This is a genomic window from Enterobacter sp. SA197, from assembly GCF_054131575.1.
The window spans coordinates 4371058-4396838 of sequence record NZ_CP096393.1 but is presented as its reverse complement, the minus strand read 5'-3'; the positions used below and the strand labels follow the sequence as shown (position 1 = coordinate 4396838).

25 protein-coding genes and 1 other RNA gene are annotated in these 25781 nt (G+C 54.0%); 16 read left to right on the top strand and 10 right to left on the bottom strand.

The window, feature by feature from the left end:
• Positions 1 to 82 precede the first annotated feature (82 nt).
• The 3 genes from yrbN to mtr all read left to right on the top strand — a co-directional run bounded on the left by yrbN (position 83) and on the right by mtr (position 3461).
• Complete coding sequence (gene yrbN / locus M1D91_RS20535) at positions 83 to 163, top strand: protein YrbN (RefSeq protein WP_437431800.1); 81 nt, start codon at positions 83 to 85, stop codon at positions 161 to 163.
• Positions 156 to 2078: a DEAD/DEAH family ATP-dependent RNA helicase gene (locus M1D91_RS20530; protein ID WP_437431741.1), complete on the top strand. Its 1923-nt coding sequence runs from the start codon at positions 156 to 158 to the stop codon at positions 2076 to 2078. Before yrbN ends, M1D91_RS20530 begins: the two co-directional genes overlap by 8 nt.
• A gap of 138 nt (positions 2079 to 2216) precedes the next feature.
• Positions 2217 to 3461, top strand: coding sequence for a tryptophan permease (gene mtr, locus M1D91_RS20525; protein ID WP_437431742.1), 1245 nt, complete (start codon positions 2217 to 2219; stop codon positions 3459 to 3461).
• 521 nt (positions 3462 to 3982) lie between these two features.
• On the opposite strand, the gene M1D91_RS20520 is transcribed toward mtr, so the two are convergent.
• From M1D91_RS20520 to ubiU, 3 genes are all read right to left on the bottom strand, one after another.
• Entirely contained in the window at positions 3983 to 4990 is a 1008-nt protein-coding gene (locus tag M1D91_RS20520; RefSeq protein WP_437431743.1) for a luciferase-like monooxygenase, read from the bottom strand.
• Between the two features lie 198 nt (positions 4991 to 5188).
• Complete coding sequence (locus M1D91_RS20515; RefSeq protein ID WP_437431744.1) at positions 5189 to 6067, bottom strand: U32 family peptidase; 879 nt, start codon at positions 6065 to 6067, stop codon at positions 5189 to 5191.
• Between the two features lie 8 nt (positions 6068 to 6075).
• Positions 6076 to 7071: a ubiquinone anaerobic biosynthesis protein UbiU gene (ubiU, locus tag M1D91_RS20510; RefSeq protein ID WP_437431745.1), complete on the bottom strand. Its 996-nt coding sequence runs from the start codon at positions 7069 to 7071 to the stop codon at positions 6076 to 6078.
• A 239-nt stretch (positions 7072 to 7310) separates the two neighbouring features.
• On the opposite strand from ubiU, the gene ubiT reads away from it, so the two are divergent.
• Together ubiT and M1D91_RS20500 are read left to right on the top strand one after the other, a co-directional pair.
• Positions 7311 to 7835, top strand: a complete 525-nt coding sequence (gene ubiT / locus M1D91_RS20505) for a ubiquinone anaerobic biosynthesis accessory factor UbiT (protein ID WP_437431746.1) — start codon at positions 7311 to 7313, stop codon at positions 7833 to 7835.
• Positions 7829 to 8332, top strand: coding sequence for a GNAT family N-acetyltransferase (locus tag M1D91_RS20500; protein ID WP_437431747.1), 504 nt, complete (start codon positions 7829 to 7831; stop codon positions 8330 to 8332). Before ubiT ends, M1D91_RS20500 begins: the two co-directional genes overlap by 7 nt.
• Here M1D91_RS20500 and M1D91_RS20495 read toward each other — a convergent pair.
• A complete protein-coding gene (locus M1D91_RS20495; protein WP_437431748.1) occupies positions 8319 to 8621 on the bottom strand; it encodes a GIY-YIG nuclease family protein in 303 nt (100 codons plus the stop codon). The two genes, M1D91_RS20500 and M1D91_RS20495, sit on opposite strands and share 14 nt — an antisense overlap.
• Before the next feature lie 53 nt (positions 8622 to 8674).
• Between M1D91_RS20495 and M1D91_RS20490 the strand changes: the two genes are divergently transcribed.
• Positions 8675 to 9112 (top strand): YhbP family protein, encoded by a 438-nt coding sequence (locus tag M1D91_RS20490; protein WP_437431749.1) that lies wholly within the window; start codon positions 8675 to 8677, stop codon positions 9110 to 9112.
• Here M1D91_RS20490 and M1D91_RS20485 read toward each other — a convergent pair.
• Complete coding sequence (locus M1D91_RS20485) at positions 9098 to 9616, bottom strand: type 1 glutamine amidotransferase domain-containing protein (protein ID WP_437431750.1); 519 nt, start codon at positions 9614 to 9616, stop codon at positions 9098 to 9100. The two genes, M1D91_RS20490 and M1D91_RS20485, sit on opposite strands and share 15 nt — an antisense overlap.
• Before the next feature lie 118 nt (positions 9617 to 9734).
• Here M1D91_RS20485 and M1D91_RS20480 point away from each other — a divergent pair, with 118 nt between their 5' ends.
• Positions 9735 to 10373 (top strand): NAD(P)H-binding protein, encoded by a 639-nt coding sequence (locus tag M1D91_RS20480; RefSeq protein ID WP_437431751.1) that lies wholly within the window; start codon positions 9735 to 9737, stop codon positions 10371 to 10373.
• Between the two features lie 73 nt (positions 10374 to 10446).
• Positions 10447 to 11484, top strand: coding sequence for a permease (locus tag M1D91_RS20475; protein WP_437431752.1), 1038 nt, complete (start codon positions 10447 to 10449; stop codon positions 11482 to 11484).
• 44 nt (positions 11485 to 11528) lie between these two features.
• Here the strand turns inward: M1D91_RS20475 and dolP are convergent, their stop codons facing one another.
• The 4 genes from dolP to M1D91_RS20455 are packed head-to-tail and all read right to left on the bottom strand — an operon-like array spanning position 11529 to position 15179.
• Entirely contained in the window at positions 11529 to 12104 is a 576-nt protein-coding gene (gene dolP, locus M1D91_RS20470) for a division/outer membrane stress-associated lipid-binding lipoprotein (RefSeq protein WP_437431753.1), read from the bottom strand.
• 9 nt (positions 12105 to 12113) lie between these two features.
• Entirely contained in the window at positions 12114 to 12704 is a 591-nt protein-coding gene (diaA, locus tag M1D91_RS20465; RefSeq protein WP_437431754.1) for a DnaA initiator-associating protein DiaA, read from the bottom strand.
• Positions 12705 to 12726: 22 nt separating this feature from the next.
• Positions 12727 to 13122: a YraN family protein gene (locus M1D91_RS20460; RefSeq protein ID WP_437431755.1), complete on the bottom strand. Its 396-nt coding sequence runs from the start codon at positions 13120 to 13122 to the stop codon at positions 12727 to 12729.
• Positions 13080 to 15179 (bottom strand): penicillin-binding protein activator, encoded by a 2100-nt coding sequence (locus tag M1D91_RS20455; RefSeq protein ID WP_437431756.1) that lies wholly within the window; start codon positions 15177 to 15179, stop codon positions 13080 to 13082. Before M1D91_RS20455 ends, M1D91_RS20460 begins: the two co-directional genes overlap by 43 nt.
• Positions 15180 to 15241: 62 nt before the next feature.
• Between M1D91_RS20455 and rsmI the strand changes: the two genes are divergently transcribed.
• Positions 15242 to 16105: a 16S rRNA (cytidine(1402)-2'-O)-methyltransferase gene (gene rsmI, locus M1D91_RS20450; protein ID WP_437431757.1), complete on the top strand. Its 864-nt coding sequence runs from the start codon at positions 15242 to 15244 to the stop codon at positions 16103 to 16105.
• Between the two features lie 107 nt (positions 16106 to 16212).
• Here the strand turns inward: rsmI and garD are convergent, their stop codons facing one another.
• Positions 16213 to 17784: a galactarate dehydratase gene (gene garD, locus M1D91_RS20445; protein ID WP_437431758.1), complete on the bottom strand. Its 1572-nt coding sequence runs from the start codon at positions 17782 to 17784 to the stop codon at positions 16213 to 16215.
• Positions 17785 to 18205: 421 nt separating this feature from the next.
• Here garD and M1D91_RS20440 point away from each other — a divergent pair, with 421 nt between their 5' ends.
• The 7 genes from M1D91_RS20440 to M1D91_RS20410 all read left to right on the top strand — a co-directional run bounded on the left by M1D91_RS20440 (position 18206) and on the right by M1D91_RS20410 (position 25779).
• Positions 18206 to 19537, top strand: coding sequence for an MFS transporter (locus tag M1D91_RS20440; RefSeq protein ID WP_437431759.1), 1332 nt, complete (start codon positions 18206 to 18208; stop codon positions 19535 to 19537).
• Positions 19538 to 19565: 28 nt separating this feature from the next.
• Positions 19566 to 20336: a 2-dehydro-3-deoxyglucarate aldolase gene (gene garL / locus M1D91_RS20435; protein WP_437431760.1), complete on the top strand. Its 771-nt coding sequence runs from the start codon at positions 19566 to 19568 to the stop codon at positions 20334 to 20336.
• A gap of 35 nt (positions 20337 to 20371) precedes the next feature.
• Positions 20372 to 21262 carry a 2-hydroxy-3-oxopropionate reductase gene (garR, locus tag M1D91_RS20430; RefSeq protein ID WP_437431761.1) on the top strand — a complete coding sequence of 297 codons (891 nt, stop codon included), beginning with the start codon at positions 20372 to 20374 and terminating at the stop codon, positions 21260 to 21262.
• Between the two features lie 121 nt (positions 21263 to 21383).
• Positions 21384 to 22529, top strand: a complete 1146-nt coding sequence (garK, locus tag M1D91_RS20425; protein WP_437431762.1) for a glycerate 2-kinase — start codon at positions 21384 to 21386, stop codon at positions 22527 to 22529.
• Between the two features lie 32 nt (positions 22530 to 22561).
• Positions 22562 to 22939: RNase P RNA component class A (gene rnpB, locus M1D91_RS20420), an RNA gene on the top strand.
• A gap of 711 nt (positions 22940 to 23650) precedes the next feature.
• Positions 23651 to 24049, top strand: a complete 399-nt coding sequence (locus M1D91_RS20415) for a YybH family protein (RefSeq protein ID WP_437431763.1) — start codon at positions 23651 to 23653, stop codon at positions 24047 to 24049.
• 398 nt (positions 24050 to 24447) lie between these two features.
• Positions 24448 to 25779 (top strand): SLC5/6 family protein, encoded by a 1332-nt coding sequence (locus M1D91_RS20410; RefSeq protein WP_437431764.1) that lies wholly within the window; start codon positions 24448 to 24450, stop codon positions 25777 to 25779.
• Positions 25780 to 25781: the final 2 nt, after the last annotated feature.

Below are 25781 nucleotides of genomic sequence, written 5' to 3'. Positions count from 1 at the left end.
ATCTTTTGATTGCCATCACCTTAACTGGTGAGGGCGCTGTTGTTCGTCAATACATCTACTTTGAGCCGGTTCACACTTTTCAATGAAAATTGCAGATCATTTTCACGATGAGTTATGTAGACTGGCCGCCACTGACATTGAGGCACTTGTACTACATGGCTGAATTCGAAACCACTTTCTCCGATCTGGGGCTGAAAACCTCTATTATTGAAGCCCTTAACGATCTCGGTTACGAAAAACCTTCTCCGATCCAGGCAGAGTGTATTCCGCACCTGTTGTCTGGTCGTGATGTACTGGGCATGGCCCAGACGGGTAGCGGAAAAACCGCAGCGTTCTCGCTGCCGCTGCTCAACAACATTGATCCGGAACTGCGCGCGCCGCAGATCCTCGTACTCGCTCCAACCCGTGAACTGGCTGTTCAGGTTGCGGAAGCGATGACTGATTTCTCTAAACATATGCATGGCGTAAACGTGGTAGCCCTTTATGGTGGCCAGCGTTATGACGTGCAGCTGCGCGCCCTGCGTCAGGGACCACAAGTTGTTGTGGGTACCCCAGGTCGTCTGCTCGATCACTTAAAACGTGGCACCCTGAACCTGTCCGGCCTGAAGGGTCTGGTTCTGGACGAAGCCGATGAAATGCTGCGTATGGGCTTCATCGAAGACGTTGAAACTATCATGGCGCAGATCCCGGCTGAACATCAGACCGCGCTGTTCTCTGCAACCATGCCGGAAGCCATTCGTCGCATTACCCGTCGCTTTATGCAAGAGCCGCAGGAAGTGCGCATTCAGTCCAGCGTTACCACCCGCCCGGACATCAGCCAGAGCTACTGGACTGTGTACGGCATGCGTAAAAACGAAGCGCTGGTACGTTTCCTGGAAGCAGAAGATTTTGATGCGGCGATCATCTTCGTTCGTACCAAAAACGCGACGCTGGAAGTGGCTGAAGCACTGGAGCGTAGCGGCTACAACAGCGCAGCGCTGAATGGTGACATGAACCAGGCACTGCGTGAGCAGACGCTGGAGCGCCTGAAAGACGGTCGTCTGGATATCCTGATTGCAACCGACGTGGCAGCACGTGGTCTGGACGTTGAACGTATCAGCCTGGTTGTTAACTACGACATCCCGATGGACTCCGAGTCTTACGTTCACCGTATCGGTCGTACTGGTCGTGCCGGTCGTGCTGGCCGTGCGCTGCTGTTCGTTGAGAACCGTGAGCGTCGTCTGCTGCGTAACATCGAACGCACCATGAAACTGACCATTCCGGAAGTAGAGCTGCCGAACGCAGAGCTGCTTGGCAAACGCCGTCTGGAAAAATTTGCCGCTAAAGTACAGCAGCAACTGGAAAGCAGCGATCTGGATCAGTACCGTGCACTGCTGGCGAAAATTCAGCCGTCTGCTGAAGGCGAAGAGCTGGATATCGAAACCCTGGCTGCTGCTCTGCTGAAAATGGCGCAGGGTGAACGTGCTCTGATCGTACCGCCAGATGCGCCGATGCGTCCTCGTCGTGAGTTCAAAGAGCGTGACGAGCGTTTCGAACGTCGTGGCGATCGCAACGATCGTGGTCCTCGCGGCGATCGTCCTGAGCGTGGTGGTGAAGATCGTCCACGTCGTGAGCGTCGTGACGCAGGTGAAATGGAACTTTACCGTATCGAAGTGGGCCGTGATGATGGTGTTGAAGTTCGCCACATCGTGGGTGCTATCGCTAACGAAGGCGATATCAGCAGCCGTTACATTGGTAACATCAAACTGTTTGGTACCCACTCTACTATCGAACTGCCGAAAGGCATGCCGGGCGAAGTACTGCAGCACTTTACCCGCACGCGTATTCTGAACAAACCGATGAATATGCAACTGCTGGGCGATGCGCAGCCGCGTACTGACCGTGGTGGCGAGCGTCGTGGCGGTGGTGAGCGTCGCGAAGGCGGTCGTGGCTTTGGCGGCGAACGTCGTGAAGGTGGCCGTAGTTTCGGTGGCGAGCGTCGTGAAGGCGGTCGCAGTGAAGGTCGTAGCTTTAGCGGTGAGCGTCGTGCGCCACGCCGTGAAGAAGGCACCAGCCGTCGTCGCTTTGGTGATGCATAATTACTGGTAGTTCAGCTTTACAAACTGTAAAGTTTTAAATACAAACCCCGATGAAACCATCGGGGTTTCTTTTATCTGTTTTGTACTCTTGTACTGGTACAATGCTGCGGCACTGAAGCCTTACAGGAGATGAAGTTCATGGCAACACTGACAACCACACAGGCAACACCATCGTTGCTGGCAGGGGTGGTGATTATTGGCGGGACGGTAATTGGCGCGGGAATGTTTTCATTACCGGTGGTCATGTCAGGCGCATGGTTCTTCTGGTCTCTTGCGACGCTCGTTTTCACCTGGTTCTGCATGCTGCATTCCGGGCTGATGATTCTGGAGGCCAACCTCAATTACCGGGTCGGGTCGAGCTTCGACACCATTACTAAAGATCTGTTGGGCCGTGGCTGGAACCTGGTTAATGGCCTTTCCATTGCCTTTGTGCTTTATATCCTGACCTACGCCTATATCTCGGCGAGTGGCTCTATTCTGCACCATACCTTCGCGGAAATGTCATTAGACGTTGCCCCGCGAGCCGCCGGGCTGGCATTTGCTCTGCTGGTGGCGTTTATCGTCTGGCTTTCCACTCGTGCCGTGAGTCGTATGACAGCGATTGTTCTCGGCGCTAAAATCATCACCTTCTTTCTGACCTTTGGCAGTCTGCTGGGGCACGTTAAGCCCGCGACGTTATTTAACGTGGCGGAGGCAAACCCCTCCTACACGCCATATTTGCTGATGACATTGCCCTTTTGCCTGGCCTCGTTTGGCTACCACGGTAACGTGCCGAGCCTGGTGAAATTTTACGGTAAAGATCCGCGCACCATTACGCGCTGTCTGGTTTACGGCACACTGCTGGCGCTGGGGCTTTATACGGTGTGGCTGCTCGGCACAATGGGCAATATTTCACGCCCTGACTTTATCAGTATCGCTGCCAAAGGCGGCAATATTGATGTGCTGGTACAGGCGTTAAGTGGCGTACTGAACAGCCGCAGCCTTGATCTGCTGTTGGTGGTGTTTTCCAATTTTGCGGTAGCCAGCTCTTTTCTGGGGGTCACGTTGGGTTTGTTTGATTACCTGGCGGATCTTTTTGGTTTTGATGACTCCGCCCTGGGGCGCTTCAAGACCGCGCTGCTGACCTTTTTACCGCCGATAGTGGGTGGACTGCTATGGCCGAACGGTTTCCTGTATGCCATTGGCTATGCGGGGCTGGCGGCGACCATCTGGGCAGCAATTGTGCCAGCGCTGCTCGCACGAGCGTCGCGTAAACGATTTGGTAGCCCACAGTTCCGCGTCTGGGGCGGCACGCCGATGATTGTCCTGATTCTGCTGTTTGGTCTCGGCAATGCGGTGGTGCATGTGCTGTCGAGCTTTGATGTGCTGCCGGTTTACCGGTAGAAAGAGCAACCCTCACCCTGCCTCTCTCCTGAAGGGCTGAGGAATCCCCACAAAATAATACGAGCATGGAAAGTCCCCTCGCCCCTTTGGGGAGAGGGCCAGGGTAAGGGGAAACCTGCGGCGCTTGTGGTCATTCCGTTCACCTTATGTTCCTTGCTTGTCTGTAGCGACAGAACCCGTGAACGTGCCAGGGTGGTTCACCGCCACCACCCTGGCGACCCGGGCTCCCGGCCAGGAAAATCGCCGCTTCGCGGTCCATGATGTTTATGTCGTCTGACTGTCGGGTCGGGGACCAGCCTGCATCCCTGCAGGCTATCCCCTCCGCCCGCTTCCCTGCGGGCGGCCCCGGTCAGCCGTCAACGCCTCATCGATTTTCAGCCGGACCCTGTCATCGCGGTGACGGTTTTATTCTCATTTCGCCGTGATATCGCTGCAAAACGTCATATTGCTGGGAATTCCTCTCCCAAGGGGAGAGGGATAAAACCGTAGACCGGGCAAGCGCATCGTCGCCCGGCAATACACTAACCCAGCAGTTCCTCTTTTACCTGCATGGTCAAATCGAACGAATGCAGGCGAGCCTGATTATCAAAAATCTGCCCGTTGACCATGATTTCATCCGCTTGCGTTTCACGCAGTACCGATTCCAGCCCATGACGTACCTTCGCTTTATCGCCAACCAGCGACATACTCAGGGCCTGCTGAACGCCATACTGCTCGGAGGCCGACCACAGCTGATGCATATTTTCCACTGGCGGTGGTAGCTGTCCGGTTTCCCCACGACGTAATTTCACAAATGCCTGCTGCATAGAGGTAAACAGGAATTCCGCATCGCGATTGCTGTCGGCGGCGATAATGTTGATGCAGACCATTGCATAAGGTTTGTCGAGACGCGCCGAAGGTCTGAACTGAGTACGATACAAATGCAGCGCCTGCAGGAGCATATCGGGGGCGAAGTGGGAAGCAAAGGCGAAGGGGAGACCCAGTTGGGCCGCCAGTTGTGCACTGTAAAGACTTGAGCCCAGGAGCCATACCGGGATCTGCTCACCATAGCCAGGAACCGGACGCACCTGTGGATGAGGATCGCGGGCATCAAACCAGTCCACCAGCTCGGCAACATCACGCGGGAAGTTATCAACATCACCGCTCATATGGCGGCGCAGGGCCCGCATGGTGGGCTGGTCGCTCCCTGGCGCACGGCCCAGACCTAGATCGATACGTCCAGGATAAAGGGTATTCAGCGTACCGAACTGTTCGGCAATCACCAGCGGCGAATGGTTGGGCAGCATCACGCCACCGGAGCCTAAATGCAGGGTGGTGGTATTGGCTGCCAGATAACCAATCAGAACAGAGGTCGCCGCGCTGGCGATGCCGACCATGTTATGGTGCTCCGCCAGCCAGTAACGATGATAGCCCCGCTTTTCGGCAAGGCGGGCGAGATCCAGAGAGTGTGCAAAGGCATCTCGCGCCGAAAAGCCCTGCGGGATCGGTGCCAGGTCCAGCACCGAAAACGGAATGGTTTTATCAGTCATGTCAGCTCACTTTGTTGACGGCGAATTAATTAATAGTGCATTAAAAAATGATAACCGTTGTTAACAAAGTGAGCTTTTACACTTCATCCTGCAAGTTGCCCTCGCGTCAGCTATATCTTTACACCCCGGTCACTTGAGTAAGCTCCTGGGATCCTCAGACTCGCCGCCTTGATGCAACGTAAATGATTTTGTGTATCTTTACGCCTGGAGTTCCAGTCCGGGCAGCCGTCGCCAGTAGCCGTTGCACTCGCTGTTCACGGCCAGCGGTAGCGGGGACGTGCCGTGCTCATTAGCCCGGAAGGCATCAATCATGGCAAAGGTTTCGTCGCCCAACGGAGAAAGACGCACCATATCGACAATACCCGCCATCGATTTCAGCTCATTGCCCAGGTTATAAACGTAGCCGCTCATGGTCTGTATGCCGTTAAGCACAAACACCTGCTGATCTTCCTGCGACAGCATGTTTCGCCCGTTGGGATATTTAATGCAACAGGTTTCGCACTCATCTTTAGAACGGTCTTCCGAGCGGGCGGTAAAGCAGCGCGCAGAGTAGGCCAGCGGCAGATGCCCGTAACTCAGCACTTCCACCTCAAACTGCTCGCGTATACCCAGTTCGCTGCACTGATTGAGCAGGTCAATAAGCCAGTCGCGGGAGAGTTCAACCGGCATGCACCAGCGGGTCATTCCCTGTCTGAGCAGCAGACGCAGGGTGACCGCGTTATAAACGTTCAGCGCATGGCCTGCCACAAACGGCAGTTTGCGCTCGGCACAAAGGTTAACAACGCCAAGGTCGCTTGCTTCCAGCAGGAATTCGCCATTATCGACGTAGCGTTTCAGTTCGTTGAGTTCAGACGAGGCCTGCACCAGGGCAAGGGTTGATACAACAACCTGCTTACCGCTGTTAGCGAGGGATTTTGCCAAATCCAGCCAGTCACCCACTTTGGTGGCCCGGCGTTTACTGCATACTGCCTCACCGAGGTAAATGACATCAGCGCTGCTGGTAGCAGCCTGTTGGTAAAACCCTTCCAGCGTCTCTTTTGACCAGTAATAAAGCACGGGGCCGAGTGAATATTTCATCGTATTTCCTACTGCCATTTGCGATGGTACGCACCCAGGGTGGTCTGCGTACCTTCCGACATTGCGCCGAGGGTATTCATCCATGTCGCCTGTGGCGCGTAGGTCTGCGGATCGGCCATACAGCGATCAATGGCCTGACGCCAGACTTTTGCCACCTGGCTGACATACGCCGGGCTACGCTGGCGACCTTCAATTTTGACTGAGGCTATATTGGCTGCCAGCAGCTCAGGCAGCAGCTCGAGGGTATTCAGGCTGGTGGGCTCTTCAAGGGCATGATAACGCTCGCCATCCACTCTGTAGCGGCCTTTGCACAACGTCGGGTATCCGGCATTTTCGCCATCCTGGTAGCGGTCAATCAGCACATCGTTCAGTCGTGATTCCAGCCCTTGCGGCGTCTGTTGCCAGCGCACGAATCGTGCAGGGGAGCAGGCACCTACGGTGTTAGGCGATTCACCCGTCAGATAGGACGACAGGTAACAACGTCCCTCCGCCATGATGCACAGGCTACCGAAGGCGAACACTTCCAGCGGGACAGGGGTAACGCGGGCGAGTTGTTTAACCTGATGAATAGAGAGCACGCGCGGCAGCACCACACGGGCCACATCAAAATGACGATGATAGAAGCGTATGGCTTCTTCATTGGTTGCCGATGCCTGCACTGAGACGTGGCGTTCGATATGCGGATAGCGTTCAGCAGCATATTCCAGCATCGCCAGATCGGCCAGAATCAGCGCATCTGCGCCAATTTCTGCGGCCATATCCACCGCCCGCTCCCAGCGTTGATAGCCGTCAGGATGGGCAAAGGTATTAATAGCAATGTGCAGTTTCCGTTTGTGCTGGTGGACAAAACTCACGGCTTCCTGCAGTTTTTTATCGGTAAAGTTGAGGCCAGCGAAGTGGCGGGCATTGGTATCGTCTTTAAGACCGATATAGACAGCGTCGGCGCCGTTTTCAATAGCCGCCTTGAGCGCCGGGAGATTTCCAGCCGGGCAGAGCAACTCCATAATATTTCCTGCGATCCGGGGCGCGATGGCCCAGACAACCCGTTGGGGTCGCTAAATTGTTAATGAACTGGGATTCTAGTTAACCTGGTTGCGACAATTTTTGATTTGAGGCAGTTAATTGTGTATTGGTGGCATCAATAATCGCTGCACGCTTCTTACGTAATTGTTGATTTACGCCGCCATGCCATCGGGTTGATGTGGCAAAATAGCAGCAACATTTACCTCAGGGAGTAAAGCTCGTGTTGGAAAAACTGCGCTCACGTCTCGTTCACTATGGCCCGTCGTTGTTGAGCGTGCCGGTTAAACTGGCGCCTTTCGCCATCAAACGTCAGGTGCTGGAGCAGGTGCTCCGTTGGCAGTTTCAGCAAGCGCTGGAAGACGGAGAGCTTGAGTTTTTGGAAGGCCGCTGGTTAAGTATTCAGGTTCGTGATATTGGTCTGACGTGGTATACCTCTGTGGAGCATTCACGTCTTATCGTGCGTGAATCTGCCCCTGCCGATGTCAGTTTCTGCGCGAATGCCAGCGATTTGCTGATGATTGCGGCACGCAAGCAGGACCCGGATACCCTCTTTTTCCAGCGCCGTCTGGTCATTGAAGGGGACACTGAGCTTGGGCTTTATGTGAAGAACTTGATGGATGCCATTGAACTTGAGCAGATGCCAAAAGCATTACGCATCATGCTACTGCAACTGGCGGATTTTGTTGAAGCCGGCCAGAAGACGCCGCCTGAAACATCACAACCTTCTGTAGGTGAACCATGCTGATTCGAGTAGAGATTGGGATTGATGCACCGGGGATCGACGCACTCTTACGCCGCACTTTTGCGGATGAGGGCGAAGCGACGCTGGTGCATGATCTGCGCGAAGATGGCTTAATTACGTTAGGCCTGGTCGCAACGGATGACGAAGGGCAGGTTATCGGCTATGTCGCATTTAGCCCGGTGACAATGAAAGGCGAAGACCTGCAATGGGTCGGCCTGGCGCCACTGGCAGTGGATGAGGCTTACCGTAATCAGGGTATCGCTCGCCAACTGGTCTATGAGGGGCTGGATTCACTTAATGAATTTGGCTATGCCGCAGTCGTCACTCTGGGCGATCCTGATTTTTATGGGCGTCTGGGGTTCGAGCCTGCCGCTCACTATGATCTGCACTGCCGCTGGCCGGGAACGGAAAGCGCCTTCCAGGTGCACCGGCTGGCAGAGGATGCCTTTAACGACGTTTCTGGTCTGGTGGAATACCACACGTTGTTTAATCGCTTCTGACGGCAGCAGCCTGTAGGGTTTTCAGCAACTGCTCAAATGACCCATCTCCGGCAACGAGGCGCTCTTTCTGGCGCTTCGTCAACTGCTTGATTCGATACTCTATGCGTAGCGCCAGCGCGCGCTCTCCTACCGGGGCTGAAAATACCAGCGATAAATCGCCTTTTCCCCGCAGAGCTTTCGCCCCTTTCCCGTCCTGATGCTGCTTAAAACGGCGCGTAACATCGGTAGTAATGCCGGTGTAAAGACTGTTATCCGCCATGCGGATGAGATAAAGAAACCAGGGCGTCATAGCGTTATTCATTGTGTTAATGTGAATGAAAAATAGCATGGGGATGAAGAGAAATGGAAACGCTTGCGACCATTAATCGTTGGCTGGCGAAACAGCATGTCGTCACCTGGTGTGTGGCAAGTGGTGGTGAGCTATGGTGCGCTAACGCCTTTTATATTTACGACCCGCAGAAGGTCGCTTTTTATCTTCTGAGCGAAGATCATACGCGGCATGCGCAGATGACGGGCTCGCAGGCCAGAGTGGCAGGTACGGTAAATGGTCAGCCGAAAAGCGTGGCGCTTATTCGTGGTCTGCAGTTTGCCGGAGAGATACGGCGACTGGATGAAGAGGAGAGCGCCGAACCGCGAATGCGGTATAACCGACGCTTTCCGGTAGCCCGCATGATGTCAGCACCGATGTGGGAAATTCGACTTAACGAGCTCAAATTTACTGACAACACGCTGGGCTTTGGTAAAAAATTTCACTGGTTACGTGATTCAGGCACCCAGTAAGCGTAACGCTTCACGGTTAAAGGCCGGCAGATCGTCCGGCGTCCGGCTGGTCACCAGCTGGTTGTTATCCACGACCACTTCCTGATCGTAGAATTCAGCCCCTGCGTTTTTCACATCAATAACGATAGGCTTCACCGCCGTCAGCTTTCTTCCACGAATCACGTCCGCGCTGATAAGCAGCTGAGGTCCGTGGCAAATGGCGAAAACGGGTTTTCCGCTGTTGATAAAATCGCGCGTAAAGGTAACGAAACGATCGTCCCCGCGAAGATAATCAGGCGAATGCCCGCCGGGCAGCAGCAGGGCGTCATAATCAGCCGGACGTGTCTCATCAATGGCTTTATCAATGGTAACGCTGGCTTCCCCTTTCTTCCCCTTCACCGTTTTACCGGCCTCTTTCTCAATGGTAATGACCTCGTGGCCTGCCTTACGAAACTCCTCGGCCGGAGACGTAAATTCTGAATCTTCAAACTCGTCGGTGATCAAGACCGCAATTTTCTTGCTCATGTATCCTCCGTTATTCAGTTCAGGCTCGTCATTTTCAACAATAATGACTGTCAGGACTATTAAGCCTGGTTCAGGGCGCTGGCATTGCAAGGCAGACTTTTCTGCAAAAGGAGGGGAAATGAGTCGAATACTGTTAACCGGAGCGACCGGGCTTGTGGGCGGACATTTACTGCGCATGTTGGTTAATGACCCACGCGTCACGGCTGTTGCAGCCCCCACGCGTCGGCCGCTGGAGTCAACGTCAGACGTCTTTAATCCTCATGATCCGCAACTTAGCGATGCGCTGGCGCAGGTGACCACCCCGGTGGATACCGTCTTTTGCTGCCTTGGCACCACACGTCGCGAGGCGGGCAGTAAAGAGGCCTTTATTCATGCCGACTATACCCTGGTAGTGGATACCGCGCTCACGGGATTACGGCTGGGAGCGCGGCATATGCTGGTGGTCAGCGCAATGGGTGCCAGCGCGCGTTCTCCTTTTTTCTACAACCGCGTGAAAGGGGAAATGGAAAATGCACTGCGCGCGCAGGAATGGCAGCGTTTGACCCTGGTTCGCCCCTCTATGCTGATGGGGGATCGTGAGAAGCAACGTTTTAACGAATCATTATTTGCTCCACTGTTTAAATGGCTGCCGGGGAACTGGAAATCTATCGACGCGCGGGACGTGGCCGCTGCCATGCTTAAGGCTTCGTTTACCTCCTCAGCCGAGCGTGTGGAGGTCCTGACATCGGCCCAGCTGCGGGCGCTGGCAGCCGATTAAACGTTTTAAAATATATTTCAAAGGCGTACTATTCGCCGGGTAATTGATTCCGCATTAATCCCCGGAGAATGGTATGACTGGTCAGTCTTCATCCCGGGCGGCAACCTCCGTGCAATGGTGGAAGCCTGCCCTCTTTTTTCTTGTTGTCATCGTCGGCCTTTGGTACGTGAAATGGCAGCCTTATTACGGCAAAGCCTTTACCGCCGCACAAACCCACAGTATTGGTAAATCTATTCTCGCCGGGGCGGATGCGCATCCCTTCCAGGCGGCACTCGACTACGCGCTGGTCTATTTCCTTGCCGTCTGGAAAGCCGCCGTGCTGGGTGTGCTGCTCGGCTCGTTGATTCAGGTGTTGATCCCCAGAAACTGGTTGCTGCGAACCCTGGGTCAACAGCGACTGAGCGGCACATTATTCGGCACGCTTTTCTCGCTTCCCGGCATGATGTGCTCCTGCTGCGCGGCACCGGTTGCCGCCGGGATGCGTCGTCAGCAGGTGTCGATGGGCGGTGCCCTGGCCTTCTGGATGGGGAATCCCTTACTTAACCCGGCGACGATGGTGTTTATGGGATTTGTGCTGGGATGGCACTTCGTTGCCCTGCGCCTGATTGCCGGGCTGGTTATTGTGGTGGGCGTAGCGACGCTGGTGCAGCACCTGGTGAAAGACAGTATGCAGCAAAACACCCCGGTAGAGATTACGCTGCCTGAGCCGCAGGGCCATTTCTTCGCTCGCTGGGGCAGGGCACTGTGGACCTTATTCTGGAATACCATTCCTGCTTATATCATCGCGGTGCTGGTGTTGGGCGCGGCGCGGGTCTGGCTTTTTCCTCATGCCGATGGCGCTATCGACAACACGTTGTTGTGGGTGATTGCGATGGCTATTGTCGGCTGCCTGTTTGTCATTCCAACGGCGGCGGAAATCCCGATCGTACAGACCATGATGCTGGCGGGTATGGGCGCTGCGCCGGGTATGGCTTTGCTGATGACGCTGCCTGCCGTGAGCCTGCCTTCGCTTATCATGCTGCGTAAAGCTTTCCCGGCAAAAGCGCTGTGGCTGACCGGCTGTCTGGTGGCACTGGGCGGGGCGATAACAGGAAGTTTACTGCTTTTGTGAAGCGTAAAAGCCCGGTAAGCAGAACGCTGCCGGGCGAAAGACCATTATTTGATAAACGTAAAGGCGGTGGTGACGTGCTTCACACCGCTCACGCGGCTGGCAATGTCAGCGGCTGCTTTACCTTCACGATCGGTGACCAGACCCAGAAGGAAGACTTCGCCGTTTTCGGTGGTCACTTTGACGTTGGAGGATTTGACTTCGTCGCTGCTCAGCAACTGGGTGCGGACTTTTGACGTAATCCACGTATCGCTGGCTGCGGTTCCCATGCCAATAGGCTGACCCTGGCGGATCTCGTTAAACACTTCCGTTGCCCCTTCCACACCCACGGCAATCTGTTTGGCGCGGGAGGCAAGATCCGTTGTCGGTGCTTGTCCCACCAGCAGGACTTTGCCCTGATAAGCCGTTACGTTGACACGCGCTTGCTTCTTGATTTGTTCATCTTTAGACAGTGCGCTGTTAACGCGCAGCTCCAGCGTGCCATCATCAACCTGAGTGCCCACGGTGCGCGGATCGGTCGCCGCTTTGGTGCCCACTGCTGCCGAACCAACAACCACGGCACCAACACAACCTTGTAAGAGCAGCGCGGAAATAAGGACTGCGAGGGGCGTAAAAGCCTTCATGTGTACTCCTTAATCGTCCTGGTGAGGAAAAAGCGTGTTATCAATCAAATCGCATAAACAGTTCACCGTTAGCATATGCATCTCCTGGATGCGGGCGCTGCGGTGAGAAGGAATACGAATTTCAACATCCTGAGGCCCCAACAGCCCGGCCAGCTCACCCCCGTCATAACCCGTGAGCGCAACAATCGTCATATCGCGTGTTACCGCCGCTTCAACGGCTTTAACAATATCGCGACTGTTGCCCCGCGTAGAAATGGCCAGGAGAATATCACCGGCATGGCCTAACGCCCGAACCTGCTTGGCATAAATCTCGTCATGCAGGCGATCGTTCGCTATTGCCGTTAAGACCACGTTATCGGTATTAAGTGCAATAGCAGGTAAACTTGGGCGTTCTGTTTCAAAACGATTAATCATGCTGGCAGCAAAATGCTGTGCGTTGGCGGCGGAGGTGCCGTTGCCACAACAGAGGATTTTGTTGCCGTTAAGAAGGGAGTGGACCATGGTCATGGCGGCACGGGAAATTGCGTCTGGCAGGGCTTCTGCGGCTGCAATTTGTGTTTGAATGCTTTCGGTAAAGCAGACCTTAATTCTATCGAGCACAGTGTTCCCTATCTTTCAGTCATTATGAGCGGTCAGTAAAGGCATTCTGTATCCACTCAACGTCATTTCCGGTGAAGGCTACCACATCAAACCGGCAATCCACAGTGTCAAAACTCCCATTATGCCGGGCGAGCCACCATTGAGCCGTATGCAGTAACTTACGCTGTTTAGCCGGGGTTACGCTGCCTGCCGCACCGCCAAACCGCGCTGATTTACGATAACGTACTTCCACGAACACCGTGGTTATGCTGTCCTGCATAATCAGGTCAATCTCGCCGCCGCGCTCGCGCACATTGGCGGCGATAAAACGCAATCCCTTGCGCTCCAGCCAGCCACGCGCGCGAACTTCCCACGCGTCGCCGGTCTGTTTAGAGGTCAACTGGCCGGGACGATTTGCCCCTGCTGGTATTTGAGCCATGATAACTTCCTGTTAATCACGCATTCCTGAGTAGCGGTAAGATCGCCGGTGTTGCCGTTAATTTCGAAGCCCGGCACCTGACGCATTTGGGAGAAATGGTTTGCCAGCGTCCAGGCGTCGGCACCCATTGCATAGAGACGCGCCAGCGAATAATCGTTATTCACCTGGCTCAGCGCCTGTTGCATCAGCGCCGGGTTGCTACCTGCCAGCATCGGGATCTCGCTAAACTGTAAGCCCTCCATCTCAAGACGGAAGTCCGGGCCCGCTCCACCCTGTGCGCTGCGAGAGCTGGCGTAGAGAATAATACCGCTCTGGCTGCCGGTACGCATGGCAATCATCGGTTTAATCAGCGCCATTTCATCCCTGGTTGCAACAATATAAACCCCATCGACTTTGCCGCCGCCGGTGATTTGCGCATCCGTTGGCGGAGCCGGGATAGTCAGGCCGCCTACGGTCACGCCCTGTTGTTGCGGGAGGCTTGCTGTAACCGGGCTGCCGGTCATGGCAATACCCGAGCCGCCGTTGATCCCCATTCTCAGCTCAGCCTGGGACCCCAGTTTCTGTTGCAGAACGATACCGCCACCCAGTTTCTGCCACTCCTGCGCAAAGGCCGTGGCAACACGGTCTCCCAGGCTGCTGCGGGGCACCAGCAGCAGCGGTGACTGACGGCCCTGATCGTGCATATGACGTGCGGCATCACGCGCTTCATCTTCCGGGGAAAGGGCGTAGTAACAGATGTTCGCTCTGTTCTCGACCTTTTCAGGTTGGTTGAGTGCCAGTACGTTGAGGCTTGTCTGGCTGCGCATCAGCTCTTCGACATGGTTTTTCAGCAACGGACCAACCACCATGCTGGCGCCGTCCTGCTGAACCTGATTAAGGATCTGATTGAGCGGCTGACTGCTGGTGTCGTAGATTTTCAGCGACGATGAGGTAGTAGCAGGTGTTGTCGCAACGGCCGGCGTGGCTGCCGGTTGAGGGGCCGGGGCGGTATTCGCTGGCTCAGCCGGTGCACTCTGAACAGGCTGAGCGTTTTGTTCCGCTTGCTGCGACTGTGGTGCGGTCACGGGCTCTTGCGTTTGCGGGCTTGTGAGATCGTTAACGTTGGTTTGTGCCGGGCTTACCACATCGGTGGTGGCGTTCACATTAGCAGCCTGGGCAGACTGAACGGGAACGGCTGGGCCAGAAACGGACGTTGCGCCATTTTTCGCGGCCTCAAAACCCTGCTGAATCGCGCGCCCAAAAACGGCAGCCTGACCATTCAACGGCAACAGCAAAGCGATTTGATTTACTGATGCGGGACGGAAATTTTGCACGTTAGCCAGCTGGCTCGGCAGCATCTGCGCGCCAGGGTTATGCGGATAACGTTGCTGCCAGTCAGCAATGCCAGCTTTCAGCATAGTGGGATCGTTACGGTTATCGAACCAGACGCGCTGCAGATCCAGCCAGCCTTGCAGTACGTTCTCGTCAGCGTTAATGACCAGTTTCCTCGCGTCATCTGACGTCATGGACGAGAGCGCCTGCCAGGTGGCATCGATGTTCTTCTGTTTTTCCGCCGGGGTGGTGAGCAGCGGTTGCCGGGCAATCAACGCACGAAAGAGTGTTAAAGAGGGTCTGCCCTGAGAGGCAGTAATGCCAATTTGCCAGTAACGCGCCTGCTGATTGTTATCAAGACTGGTGGGATCGAGATTTGCCAGCAGCGCCTGTGCGCCCTTAACATCTTTCTGAGACAGCTTAAGCTCGGCGGCCAGAAGTGATTGTTCATGGCGTTGAGCATCGTCCAGATCCTGCGGTAGCTGGGCAAACAGTTCGCTTGCGTGCTGAGTTTTGCCTTCTTTAATGAGTGCACGAATGGCGAGTAATTGCCAGTTGGTCTTGCTATCATCTGCGCTTTGCTGCATCTGGTGCAGGTAGTAACCCGAATCGGCTTGCGCGCTGCCCTGCATATGCGCATCGCTCTGGTCGTGAGTTTGGGTGCCGCAGCCTGCGAACAGCAGAGCGGCCAGCACGACAGGCAGGCAGCGCAAGGCTTTTGAACGTAGAAATGTTGACGGTAGCATTCTGTATCCAGTGATATTTTTTACGCAATGCTCAATATTAAATCGGCAATACGGATAGAACAATGAAACAACACGAATCAGCGGACAATTCTCAGGGCCAGCTCTATATTGTCCCCACGCCCATTGGCAATCTGGGGGACATCACCCAGCGTGCGCTTACCGTATTGCAGGATGTCGATCTGATTGCCGCTGAAGATACCCGCCATACCGGATTATTGCTCCAGCATTTTGCCATCAACGCACGCCTGTTCGCGCTGCATGATCATAATGAGCAACAAAAAGCCGATACGCTGCTGGCAAAGCTGCAAGAGGGGCAGAACATTGCCCTGGTCTCTGACGCGGGCACGCCGCTGATTAATGACCCTGGTTATCACCTTGTGCGCACCTGCCGCGAAGCGGGCATCCGTGTTGTGCCGCTACCAGGCCCCTGCGCCGCCATTGCTGCGCTCAGTGCTGCCGGTTTGCCGTCTGACCGTTTCTGCTACGAAGGCTTCTTGCCCGCTAAATCCAAAGGCCGTCGGGATGCCTTGAAAGCCATTGAAACTGAACCACGTACCCTGATTTTTTATGAGTCCACCCACCGCCTGCTGGAAAGCCTGGAAGATATCGTGACGGTGCTGGGGGAAGGGCGTTACGTCGTTCTGGCCCGTGAGCTGACCAAAACCTGGGAATCCATTTACGGTGCCCCGGTTGGCGAACTGCTGGCGTGGGTCAAAGAGGATGAGAACCGTCGTAAAGGCGAGATGGTGCTGATTGTCGAAGGGCATAAAGCGCAAGAAGAAGCACTGCCTGCCGATGCCCTGCGCACCCTGGCGTTGCTGCAGGCCGAGTTGCCTTTGAAAAAGGCGGCGGCGCTGGCGGCGGAAATTCACGGTGTGAAGAAAAACGCGCTCTATAAGTACGCCCTGGAGCAGCAGGGCGAGTAAGGTATCTGTATCTCGTCAGCCATGCCTGTTTGCAACGCTGATTCAGCCATAAAAAAAGCATGGCCGGAGCCATGCTAAAAATACGATGAGATTTTTATAATGATGAATCAGGTCACCGGAGCAGGGTTGAACACCGCCAGCTGGTTGTGCAGACCCCATTGATCCGAGAAAGTTTTCTTACGGCCACTCGCCACATCCAGGATGAAGTGGAACAGTTTCCAGCCCACATCCTCGATGGACTCTTCGCCTGTTGCGATTGTGCCCGCGTTAATGTCCATCAGGTCAAACCAGCGGTTGGCCAGTTCAGTACGGGTCGCCATCTTGATGACCGGCACCGCCATCAGGCCATACGGTGTACCGCGACCGGTCGTGAAGACCTGAACGGTGATACCGGAAGCCACCTGCTGCGTACCACAGACGAAGTCACTCGCCGGGGTTGCTGCATAAATTAAGCCTCGTTTGGTCGGGCGTTGGCCCGGCGAGAGCACTTCAACAATGGCGCTTTTGCCGGATTTGGCGATAGAGCCCAGCGCTTTTTCCACCACGTTAGCCAGACCGCCTTTTTTGTTCCCCGGAGAAGGGTTGGCGCTACGGTCAGTTTTACCCATGTCCAGGTAGTTGTCGTACCAGGCCATCTCTTCGAGCAGGCGTTTACCGACTTCTTCCGTTTCCGCACGTGGCGTCAGCAGATGGATAGCATCGCGCACTTCGGTCACTTCAGAGAACATCACGGTCGCACCGCAGCGCACAAACAAGTCTGAGGCAAAACCGACTGCCGGGTTGGCGGTCACGCCGGAGAACGCATCGCTCCCCCCACATTGGGTGCCTACGACCAGCTCAGACGCCGGGCAGGTTTCGCGCTTACGCTGATTGAGTTTCGCCAGGTGACGTTCAGCCACTTGCAGAATGTCATCCACCATAGAGCGAAAGCCCACGTGATGTTCGTCCTGCAGACGCACAATACTTGCGCTGTCCACCGGAATAGCCTGCACATCATCGGTGCCCTGCAACAGGCGCTCCGGTTGCAGTTTTTCACAGCCAAGACCGATAACCATCACTTCGCCACCGAAGTTCGGGTTCAGCGAAATGTTATGAATGGTACGGATTGGCACCACGGCTGCCGGAGCGTTAATGGCCACACCACATCCGTAAAGATGGTTCAGACCGACCACGCCATCGACGTTCGGGTATTTAGGCAGCAGGTCGCGTTCGATGATTTTCACCACATAGTCAACCACGCCAGCTACGCAATGCACGCTGGTGGTGATGCCGAGGAGGTTTTTAGTACCGACGCTGCCGTCCGCGTTGCGGTAGCCTTCAAAGGTATAGCCTTCCAGTGGCGGCAGTGCTTCTGGCACTTTAGTCGCTAAAGGTAACGTATTCAGTGGTGGTGCTTTGGGCAGCTCAACTGTGGATTCGTCGATCCAGCTACCACGCGCAATATCACGTACCGCATAGCCGATGACTTCACCGTAACGAATGATCTCACCGTGATGTGGAATATCTACCAGCGCAACTTTATGGCCTTGCGGGATGTGTTCAATTAACTCTAACCCGTCCGGGAAACGTGTTCCCGCTTTCAAACCATTGTCATTAACGATGATCGCGACGTTGTCGGTCTCATGTACTTTAATATAAAACGCCGTAGGCGACTGCTGTCTAATTTCAATGTCGGCCATTGTCAGATAATCTCCAGCTAACTGTACGATGCATTACTCAAAAGAAATAAAGTAGAAACGACTCTGTAATTTTCAGAAATTAAAACCTCGTTCGATGAAATAAGAATGTCAGGAGTTCAAATATTAAAATGTGATCTAAATCACTTATTTTTGCGATTGCCCGTCCCGTCTGGGGGGTAATAGTAAGATCTGTGCATCAGCGCCCAGGCGTATGTGCATATGCTCAAAATAATCTTGTTCTCTCCTGTCAAAATTGAGCAACAACCCAATGCACGGGCGTTGGACGATGATTATACTGAGCAGTAATAAATTTGAATATGCCCTTACCTGATAATTCGCTGCGAACGCTTATTAATAAGTCAGGTAACTCACACATTAAAATAATTAAATTTCTAAATTAAGAAGTGCCTGAGGTGTTCCTATGTCTGTACAAAATAACATTGAAGTGAAACGGAGTATTCCAACCCGCTATTTAATATTGCTGATTATATTTATCGTAACAGCAATTAACTACGCGGATCGTGCAACACTTTCTATTGCAGGAACGGATGTGGCGAAGGAGTTGCAGCTGGACTCAGTCTCCATGGGGTATATCTTTTCTGCGTTTGGCTGGGCCTATCTGCTGATGCAGATTCCAGGCGGCTGGCTGCTTGACCGTTTTGGCTCTAAAAGAGTGTATACCTATAGCCTCTTTTTCTGGTCTCTCTTTACCTTCCTGCAGGGCTTTGTTGATGTCTTCCCGATTGCGTGGGCTGGTATCTCCATGTTCCTGATGCGTTTTATGCTGGGCTTCTCTGAAGCGCCTTCCTTCCCGGCAAACGCCCGTATTGTGGCGGCCTGGTTCCCGGCGAAAGAGCGTGGAACGGCATCCGCCATTTTTAACTCTGCGCAGTACTTCTCTCTGGCGCTGTTCTCTCCACTGCTGGGTTATCTGACCTTTGCCTGGGGCTGGGAACATGTGTTTACCGTAATGGGTGCAATGGGCTTCGTACTGACCGCCATCTGGGTTAAGTACATGCATAACCCTACTGACCATCCTCGCATGAGCCGTGAGGAGCTGGATTACATTTCAGCCAATGGCGCAGTCGTCGATATGGATCACAAGAAAACCGACGGCGGCCAGAAAGGCCCGAAACTGGATTACATCAAGCAGCTTTTGTCTAACCGCATGATGCTTGGCGTGTTCTTTGGTCAGTACTTCCTGAACACCATTACCTGGTTCTTCCTGACATGGTTCCCTATCTACCTGGTGCAGGAGAAAGGGATGTCGATTCTGAAAGTGGGATTCGTTGCCTCCATCCCAGCGCTCTGCGGCTTTGGTGGCGGTGTGTTAGGCGGCCTCTTCTCTGACTACCTTATCAAGCGCGGTCACTCTTTGACCGTTGCTCGTAAGCTGCCGATTGTGCTGGGGATGCTGCTGGCTTCCAGCATCATTCTGTGTAATTACACTGATAACACCGTGCTGGTCATCGCGCTGATGGCGCTGGCATTCTTCGGAAAAGGCTTTGGCGCGTTGGGCTGGCCTGTTATCTCCGATGTCGCACCGAAAGAAATAGTCGGTCTGTGCGGCGGCGTGTTTAACGTGTTCGGTAATGTGGCGTCCATTGTTACTCCGTTAGCAATTGGATACATGGTCAAAGAGTTGCATTCTTTCAACGGTGCGTTGGTCTTTGTCGGCTGTTCGGCCCTGATGATGATGGTGTGCTACCTGTTCGTGGTCGGCGACATCAAACGTATGGAATTGAAAAAGTAAGCAACGACAAATTTTTAAGGTGCAAAAGATGAGTAACGATATTTTCCCGAACAAATTTAAGGCTGCACTGGCGGCTAATCAGGTTCAGATCGGTTGTTGGTCGGCGCTGGGCAGTCACATCAGTACCGAAGTTCTTGGGCTGGCAGGGTTTGACTGGCTGCTTCTGGACGGTGAACACGCCCCTAACGACGTGCTCTCTTTTGTACCGCAGTTGATGGCGCTGAAAGGCAGTACAAGCGCGCCGGTCGTGCGTATTCCGACCAACGATCCGATTGTATTCAAACGTCTGCTGGATATCGGTTTTTATAATTTCCTCGTGCCGTTCGTGGAAACGGCTGAAGAAGCGGCAAGCGCGGTGTCTGCTACCCGCTATCCGCCAGAAGGTATTCGCGGTGTGTCTGTATCTCACCGGGCCAACATGTTCGGTACCGTGCCGGATTACTTTGCACAGTCGAACAAGAACATCACCATCATCGTGCAGATCGAAAGTCAGCAGGGCGTGGATAACCTCGACGCCATCCTCGAAACCGAGGGCGTTGACGGTGTATTCGTTGGTCCGAGCGATCTTGCCGCCACCCTGGGTTACATCGGTAATGCTGCGCACCCGGAAGTCCAGCGCACCATTCAACACATTTTTGCCCGTGCAAAAGCACATGGCAAACCGAGCGGTATCCTGGCCCCTGTCGAAGCTGATGCGCGCCGTTATCTGGAATGGGGCGCGACCGTTGTTGCCGTTGGCAGCGATCTGGGCGTGTTCCGCGCTGGCACGCAGCGACTGGCTGATACCTTTAAAAAATAATCACACCACCATTGAATAAAGAGAGAGACGCAATTATGACGATGAAAGTTGGTTTCATTGGCCTGGGTATCATGGGTAAACCAATGAGTAAAAACCTCATTAAAGCAGGTTACTCACTGGTGGTCTCTGACCGCAACAGCGACGTGGTTGCCGAACTGGTTGCCGCTGGCGCGCAATCTGCAACCAGCGCGAAGGCCATTGCAGAACAGTGTGATGTGATCATCACCATGCTGCCAAACTCCCCCCACGTGAAAGAGGTGGCGCTGGGTGAGGGTGGCATCGTGGAAGGGGCTAAACCTGGCACTGTTCTTATCGACATGAGTTCCATTGCGCCACTGGCCAGCCGTGAAATCAGCGAAGGCCTGAAAGCAAAAGGCATCGACATGCTGGATGCCCCGGTAAGTGGCGGCGAACCGAAAGCTATCGACGGCACCCTGTCCGTGATGGTTGGCGGTGACAAAGCGCTGTTCGACAAATACTACGATCTGCTGAAAGCGATGGCGGGTTCTGTGGTTCATACCGGTGATATCGGTGCGGGTAACGTCACCAAACTGGCAAACCAGGTCATCGTTGCGCTGAACATTGCTGCCATGTCTGAAGCGCTCTCACTGGCCACCAAAGCGGGCGTTAACCCGGAGCTGGTGTTTGAAGCCATCCGTGGTGGTCTGGCAGGCAGCACCGTGCTGGAAGCAAAAGCACCGATGGTACTGAACCGCAATTTCAAACCGGGCTTCCGTATCGATCTGCACATTAAAGATCTCTCCAATGCGCTGGATACCTCGCATGGTGTGGGCGCTCAGCTGCCGCTGACTGCTGCGGTGATGGAAATGATGCAGGCGCTGCGTGCTGATGGTCATGGCAACGACGACCATAGCGCTATCGCGTGCTACTACGAAAAACTGGCGAAAGTAGAGATCTCTCGCTAACAAGACGGGCGCGGCACCGCGCCCTGGATTTCTTATACGCCACCCTCATGGCAGGTAACAGATGTGTATCGCCACAAGAGGGGGGTGTATGCCTTGCGCGGCAATGTCAGGCTAATCAACTATGAAAATCGTAATCGCCCCAGACTCTTATAAAGAAAGCCTTTCTGCTACCGAAGTAGCCCAGGCGATAGAAAAAGGATTTCGGGAAATTTTCCCGGATGCTCAATACGTTTCAGTTCCGGTCGCGGACGGCGGTGAAGGAACGGTTGAGGCCATGATTGCCGCCACAAAAGGTACATTGCAAACCGCGAGTGTCACCGGTCCATTAGGTGAAACCGTTAACGCCAACTGGGGCATTTCCGGTGACGGAAAAACTGCCTTCATTGAAATGGCTGCGGCGAGCGGACTGGCACTCGTGCCTCCTGAGTTACGTAACCCCTTAATTACCACTTCGCGCGGCACCGGGGAACTTATTCTGCATGCGCTGGAACAGGGGGCAAAAAATATCATTATTGGCATTGGCGGCAGCGCCACGAATGACGGTGGAGCGGGCATGGTGCAGGCGCTGGGCGCCAGACTATGTGATGCAAACGGCACCGAGATCGGTAATGGCGGTGGCAGCCTGATGAGCCTGAACTCCATTGATATCGCCGGTCTGGATCCGCGCCTGAGTAGCTGCACTATTCGGGTGGCATGTGATGTAACCAACCCGCTCACCGGTGAGCAGGGCGCATCGCGTATTTTCGGGCCACAAAAAGGGGCGACGGAAGCGCTGATCGTCGAACTGGATCGCAACCTTAGCCACTACGCTGAGGTCATCAAAAAGTCGCTGAATGTCGATGTGAAAAATGTACCTGGCTCCGGCGCGGCGGGCGGTATGGGGGCGGCCTTAATGGCATTCCTTGGCGCAGAGTTGCGTAGCGGCATCGAAATTGTCACCCAGGCGCTGAATCTGGAAGAGCATATCCATGACTGCACCCTGGTGGTGACCGGCGAGGGTCGTATCGACAGCCAGAGCATCCACGGCAAAGTGCCGGTGGGGGTAGCCAATGTGGCGAAAAAATACCACAAGCCGGTGATTGGTATTGCCGGTAGCCTGACGCGTGATGTCGGCGTTGTTCACCAGTATGGTATCGATGCGGTGTTCAGCGTACTGACCAGCATCGGTACACTGGAAGAGGCGTTTCGCGGAGCCTTTGATAACATCTATCGCGCCTCACGCAATATTGCCGCCACTTTGCGGGTGGGCATGCTGACTGAGGGGTGACATCAGGGCGTAAACCTTCTATACTGCGCGCCGAAGCTGACCAGACAGTCGCCGCTTCGTCGTCGTCCTCCTTCGGGGGAGACGGGCGGAGGGGAGGAAAGTCCGGGCTCCATAGGGCAGGGTGCCAGGTAACGCCTGGGGGGGAAACCCACGACCAGTGCAACAGAGAGCAAACCGCCGATGGCCCACGCAAGTGGGATCAGGTAAGGGTGAAAGGGTGCGGTAAGAGCGCACCGCGCGGCTGGTAACAGTCCGTGGCACGGTAAACTCCACCCGGAGCAAGGCCAAATAGGGGTTCACAAGGTACGGCCCGTACTGAACCCGGGTAGGCTGCTTGAGCCAGTGAGCGATTGCTGGCCTAGATGAATGACTGTCCACGACAGAACCCGGCTTATCGGTCAGCTTCGAACTTTTCAGGTCAAAACCCGCTTCGGCGGGTTTTTGCTTTTGTATCGTCTGAAAAGTTGAATGGCTGTCCAACGACGTTTTTTACGAAAAGAAAGCGGCTTATCGGTCAGTTTCGACTCTATTCAGGCAAAAACCCGCTTCGGTGGGTTTTTTTGCTTTTGTGTCCGGGGAAAACGTTGCCCGAAGGCCCATTCGCCCCCCTGGGGAGAGGGCTGGGGTGAGGGGAACATGCGGCTCTGATGGTCATTCCGTTCACCTTATATTCCTTACTTCTCTGTAGCTCCAGAACCCGTGAACGTGCCAGGGTGGTTCACCGCCACCCCCCTGGCGACCCGGGCTCCCGGCCAGGAAAATCGCCGCTTCGCGGTCCACGATGCTTAATCCTTCAGGCTTATCGGGGACGGGCGGAGGAAACCTCCCTGTAAAGCCGCCCTCGCCGCGCATCCCTGCGCGTCGCCCCGGCCCTACGGATACGCGTCGTCGATTTTCAGCCGGACCCTCTCATCGCGGTAACTGTTTTATTCTCATTGAGCAGTTTTATCGCTGTAAACGTGACATTACTGGGGCCCATTCGCCCCCTTGGGGAGAAGGCTGGGGTGAGGGGGAACATAGCACGCATCCTCCCCATTTCCGGTAGCTCAGCGCAACACGGCGTTACATCTCCTCGCAACCATGTTCTACTGACCTCACCAGGTAATAAACGGGAATCCGCTATGAGCTCGCACCCTTTACGGCAAATCATCGACGCCTGCGATAAGGCGATTTCAGCGAAAGACTACGACACGCTGCTGACCTATTACGCAGAAGATGCTGCTCTGGTCATCCGGCCCGGCATGATTGCCCGTGGCAAAGAGAACATCCGTAAAGCATTTATCGCCATCGCGGATTACTTCCAGGGAACGCTGGTGGTGGAACAAGGTGAGATGCAGGTGATTGAGGGGGCAGGCAACGCGCTCGTCATTATGGAGACGCTGCTGCGTTACCCGGACGGGAAAGGCGGCATGGTCGACACAACCCGGCGGGCGACCTATGTCTTTCGCGCTGAAGCCGATGGCCGCTGGTTATGTACGGTCGATAACTCCTACGGCACATCGTTGCTGGATAACCCATAAAGCGCGCACTGTCCCGGCGAAACCCGTATGGTTTTGAGGAGAGCCTGGAAGAGGGCGACCGCTACAGGTAAGCGTAAGCGATGCGCCACGGATTAAAGTAACGGTGGCACCAGGAAGAGTATCGATAGGTAACACCTTTTTCAGGGGACAGAAAATAGAGTGTTCTTTCGTTGTGATCTCGCTCAAAAATAGAATGAAAGGGTCTAAAAATTCTATTTTGTAGAAAATTTTTATTAATTCTGCCGTTGTATGGCATCGTTATTGTGAAGTTTTTCTCTTTCCCTGCGCGTATGATTTATTCATTCCAATAACTCGCCTGCATTTTTTTCGTGCCGCATATCGCCTTGTTGCGGAAACAAATAATAAAAATTTTTATTTTTACTTTGAGCGAAAATATTATGGATAAAGCAATAATTAATAATGGAACTATCAACGCATCAACTTCAGTTTATCGGGCGGGAATGACTGAAAGTGAATGGCGGGAAGCAATTAAATTCGACAGCACTGATACTGGTTGGGTTATTATGAGTATCGGCATGGCCATTGGTGCAGGGATCGTTTTTCTTCCGGTACAGGTTGGATTAATGGGGTTATGGGTATTTTTACTCTCCTCGGTTATTGGCTATCCGGCAATGTATCTTTTTCAACGTTTATTTATAAATACCCTGGCGGAATCTCCGGAGTGTAAAGATTACCCGAGCGTGATTAGTGGGTATCTGGGTAAAAACTGGGGTGTTCTGTTAGGCGCACTCTATTTTGTCATGCTGGTAATCTGGATGTTTGTCTATTCCACTGCTATTACCAACGACAGCGCCTCCTATCTGCAAACCTTCGGTGTCACGGAAGGCCTGCTCTCAGATAGCCCCTTCTATGGGCTGGTGCTGATCTGCATTCTGGTTGCCATCTCCTCACGCGGCGAAAAACTACTTTTTAAAATTTCGACCGGAATGGTATTAACCAAACTCCTGGTTGTTGCGGCATTAGGGTTATCAATGATTGGTATGTGGCATCTCTATAACATTGGGTCGCTGCCACCAGTCGCGCTGCTAATTAAAAATGCCATTATTACGCTACCCTTTACACTGACCTCGATCCTCTTTATTCAGACCCTAAGCCCAATGGTGATTTCTTACCGTTCACGTGAGAAATCTATTGAGGTTGCTCGTCATAAAGCCCTGCGGGCGATGAATGTTGCGTTTGGCATTCTGTTTGTCACCGTCTTCTTCTATGCCGTTTCATTTACTCTGGCGATGGGCCACGACGAAGCTGTAAAAGCCTACGAGCAGAATATTTCCGCGCTGGCAATTGCCGCGCAGTTTATTAGCGGAGCAGGCGCCGGATGGGTAAAAGTTGTCAGCGTAATCCTTAATATTTTCGCCGTCATGACGGCATTCTTCGGTGTCTATTTAGGTTTTCGCGAAGCCACCCAAGGGATTGTGATGAATATTCTGCGTCGCAATATGCCCGTCGAGAAAATTAAAGAAAAAACGGTACAGCGCGGCATCATGGTGTTCGCCATCCTGCTGGCCTGGAGCGCTATCGTTCTGAATGCACCTGTCCTGAGCTTCACTTCTATTTGTAGCCCCATTTTTGGCATGGTGGGATGCCTGATCCCGGCCTGGCTGGTCTATAAAGTTCCGGCACTGCATAAATACAAAGGCGCTTCTCTGTATCTGATTATCTTCACTGGTTTGCTGCTTTGCGTCTCGCCATTCCTGGCATTCGCTTAATC

Bases quoted from the DNA above. Each gene is read 5' to 3' on its own strand.
- ubiU (WP_437431745.1), bottom strand. From the start codon at position 7,071: ATGGAGTTGCTCTGCCCGGCTGGAAATCTCCCGGCGCTCAAGGCGGCT.
- yrbN (WP_437431800.1), top strand. From the start codon at position 83: ATGAAAATTGCAGATCATTTTCACGATGAGTTATGTAGACTGGCCGCC.
- M1D91_RS20480 (WP_437431751.1), top strand. From the start codon at position 9,735: ATGAGTCGAATACTGTTAACCGGAGCGACCGGGCTTGTGGGCGGACAT.
- rsmI (WP_437431757.1), top strand. From the start codon at position 15,242: ATGAAACAACACGAATCAGCGGACAATTCTCAGGGCCAGCTCTATATT.
- garK (WP_437431762.1), top strand. From the start codon at position 21,384: ATGAAAATCGTAATCGCCCCAGACTCTTATAAAGAAAGCCTTTCTGCT.
- M1D91_RS20415 (WP_437431763.1), top strand. From the start codon at position 23,651: ATGAGCTCGCACCCTTTACGGCAAATCATCGACGCCTGCGATAAGGCG.
- M1D91_RS20515 (WP_437431744.1), bottom strand. From the start codon at position 6,067: ATGAAATATTCACTCGGCCCCGTGCTTTATTACTGGTCAAAAGAGACG.
- M1D91_RS20440 (WP_437431759.1), top strand. From the start codon at position 18,206: ATGTCTGTACAAAATAACATTGAAGTGAAACGGAGTATTCCAACCCGC.
- M1D91_RS20475 (WP_437431752.1), top strand. From the start codon at position 10,447: ATGACTGGTCAGTCTTCATCCCGGGCGGCAACCTCCGTGCAATGGTGG.
- M1D91_RS20460 (WP_437431755.1), bottom strand. From the start codon at position 13,122: ATGGCTCAAATACCAGCAGGGGCAAATCGTCCCGGCCAGTTGACCTCT.
- garR (WP_437431761.1), top strand. From the start codon at position 20,372: ATGACGATGAAAGTTGGTTTCATTGGCCTGGGTATCATGGGTAAACCA.
- M1D91_RS20490 (WP_437431749.1), top strand. From the start codon at position 8,675: ATGGAAACGCTTGCGACCATTAATCGTTGGCTGGCGAAACAGCATGTC.
- M1D91_RS20410 (WP_437431764.1), top strand. From the start codon at position 24,448: ATGGATAAAGCAATAATTAATAATGGAACTATCAACGCATCAACTTCA.
- M1D91_RS20530 (WP_437431741.1), top strand. From the start codon at position 156: ATGGCTGAATTCGAAACCACTTTCTCCGATCTGGGGCTGAAAACCTCT.
- M1D91_RS20455 (WP_437431756.1), bottom strand. From the start codon at position 15,179: ATGCTACCGTCAACATTTCTACGTTCAAAAGCCTTGCGCTGCCTGCCT.
- garD (WP_437431758.1), bottom strand. From the start codon at position 17,784: ATGGCCGACATTGAAATTAGACAGCAGTCGCCTACGGCGTTTTATATT.
- mtr (WP_437431742.1), top strand. From the start codon at position 2,217: ATGGCAACACTGACAACCACACAGGCAACACCATCGTTGCTGGCAGGG.
- M1D91_RS20500 (WP_437431747.1), top strand. From the start codon at position 7,829: ATGCTGATTCGAGTAGAGATTGGGATTGATGCACCGGGGATCGACGCA.
- M1D91_RS20520 (WP_437431743.1), bottom strand. From the start codon at position 4,990: ATGACTGATAAAACCATTCCGTTTTCGGTGCTGGACCTGGCACCGATC.
- garL (WP_437431760.1), top strand. From the start codon at position 19,566: ATGAGTAACGATATTTTCCCGAACAAATTTAAGGCTGCACTGGCGGCT.
- M1D91_RS20485 (WP_437431750.1), bottom strand. From the start codon at position 9,616: ATGAGCAAGAAAATTGCGGTCTTGATCACCGACGAGTTTGAAGATTCA.
- dolP (WP_437431753.1), bottom strand. From the start codon at position 12,104: ATGAAGGCTTTTACGCCCCTCGCAGTCCTTATTTCCGCGCTGCTCTTA.
- M1D91_RS20495 (WP_437431748.1), bottom strand. From the start codon at position 8,621: ATGACGCCCTGGTTTCTTTATCTCATCCGCATGGCGGATAACAGTCTT.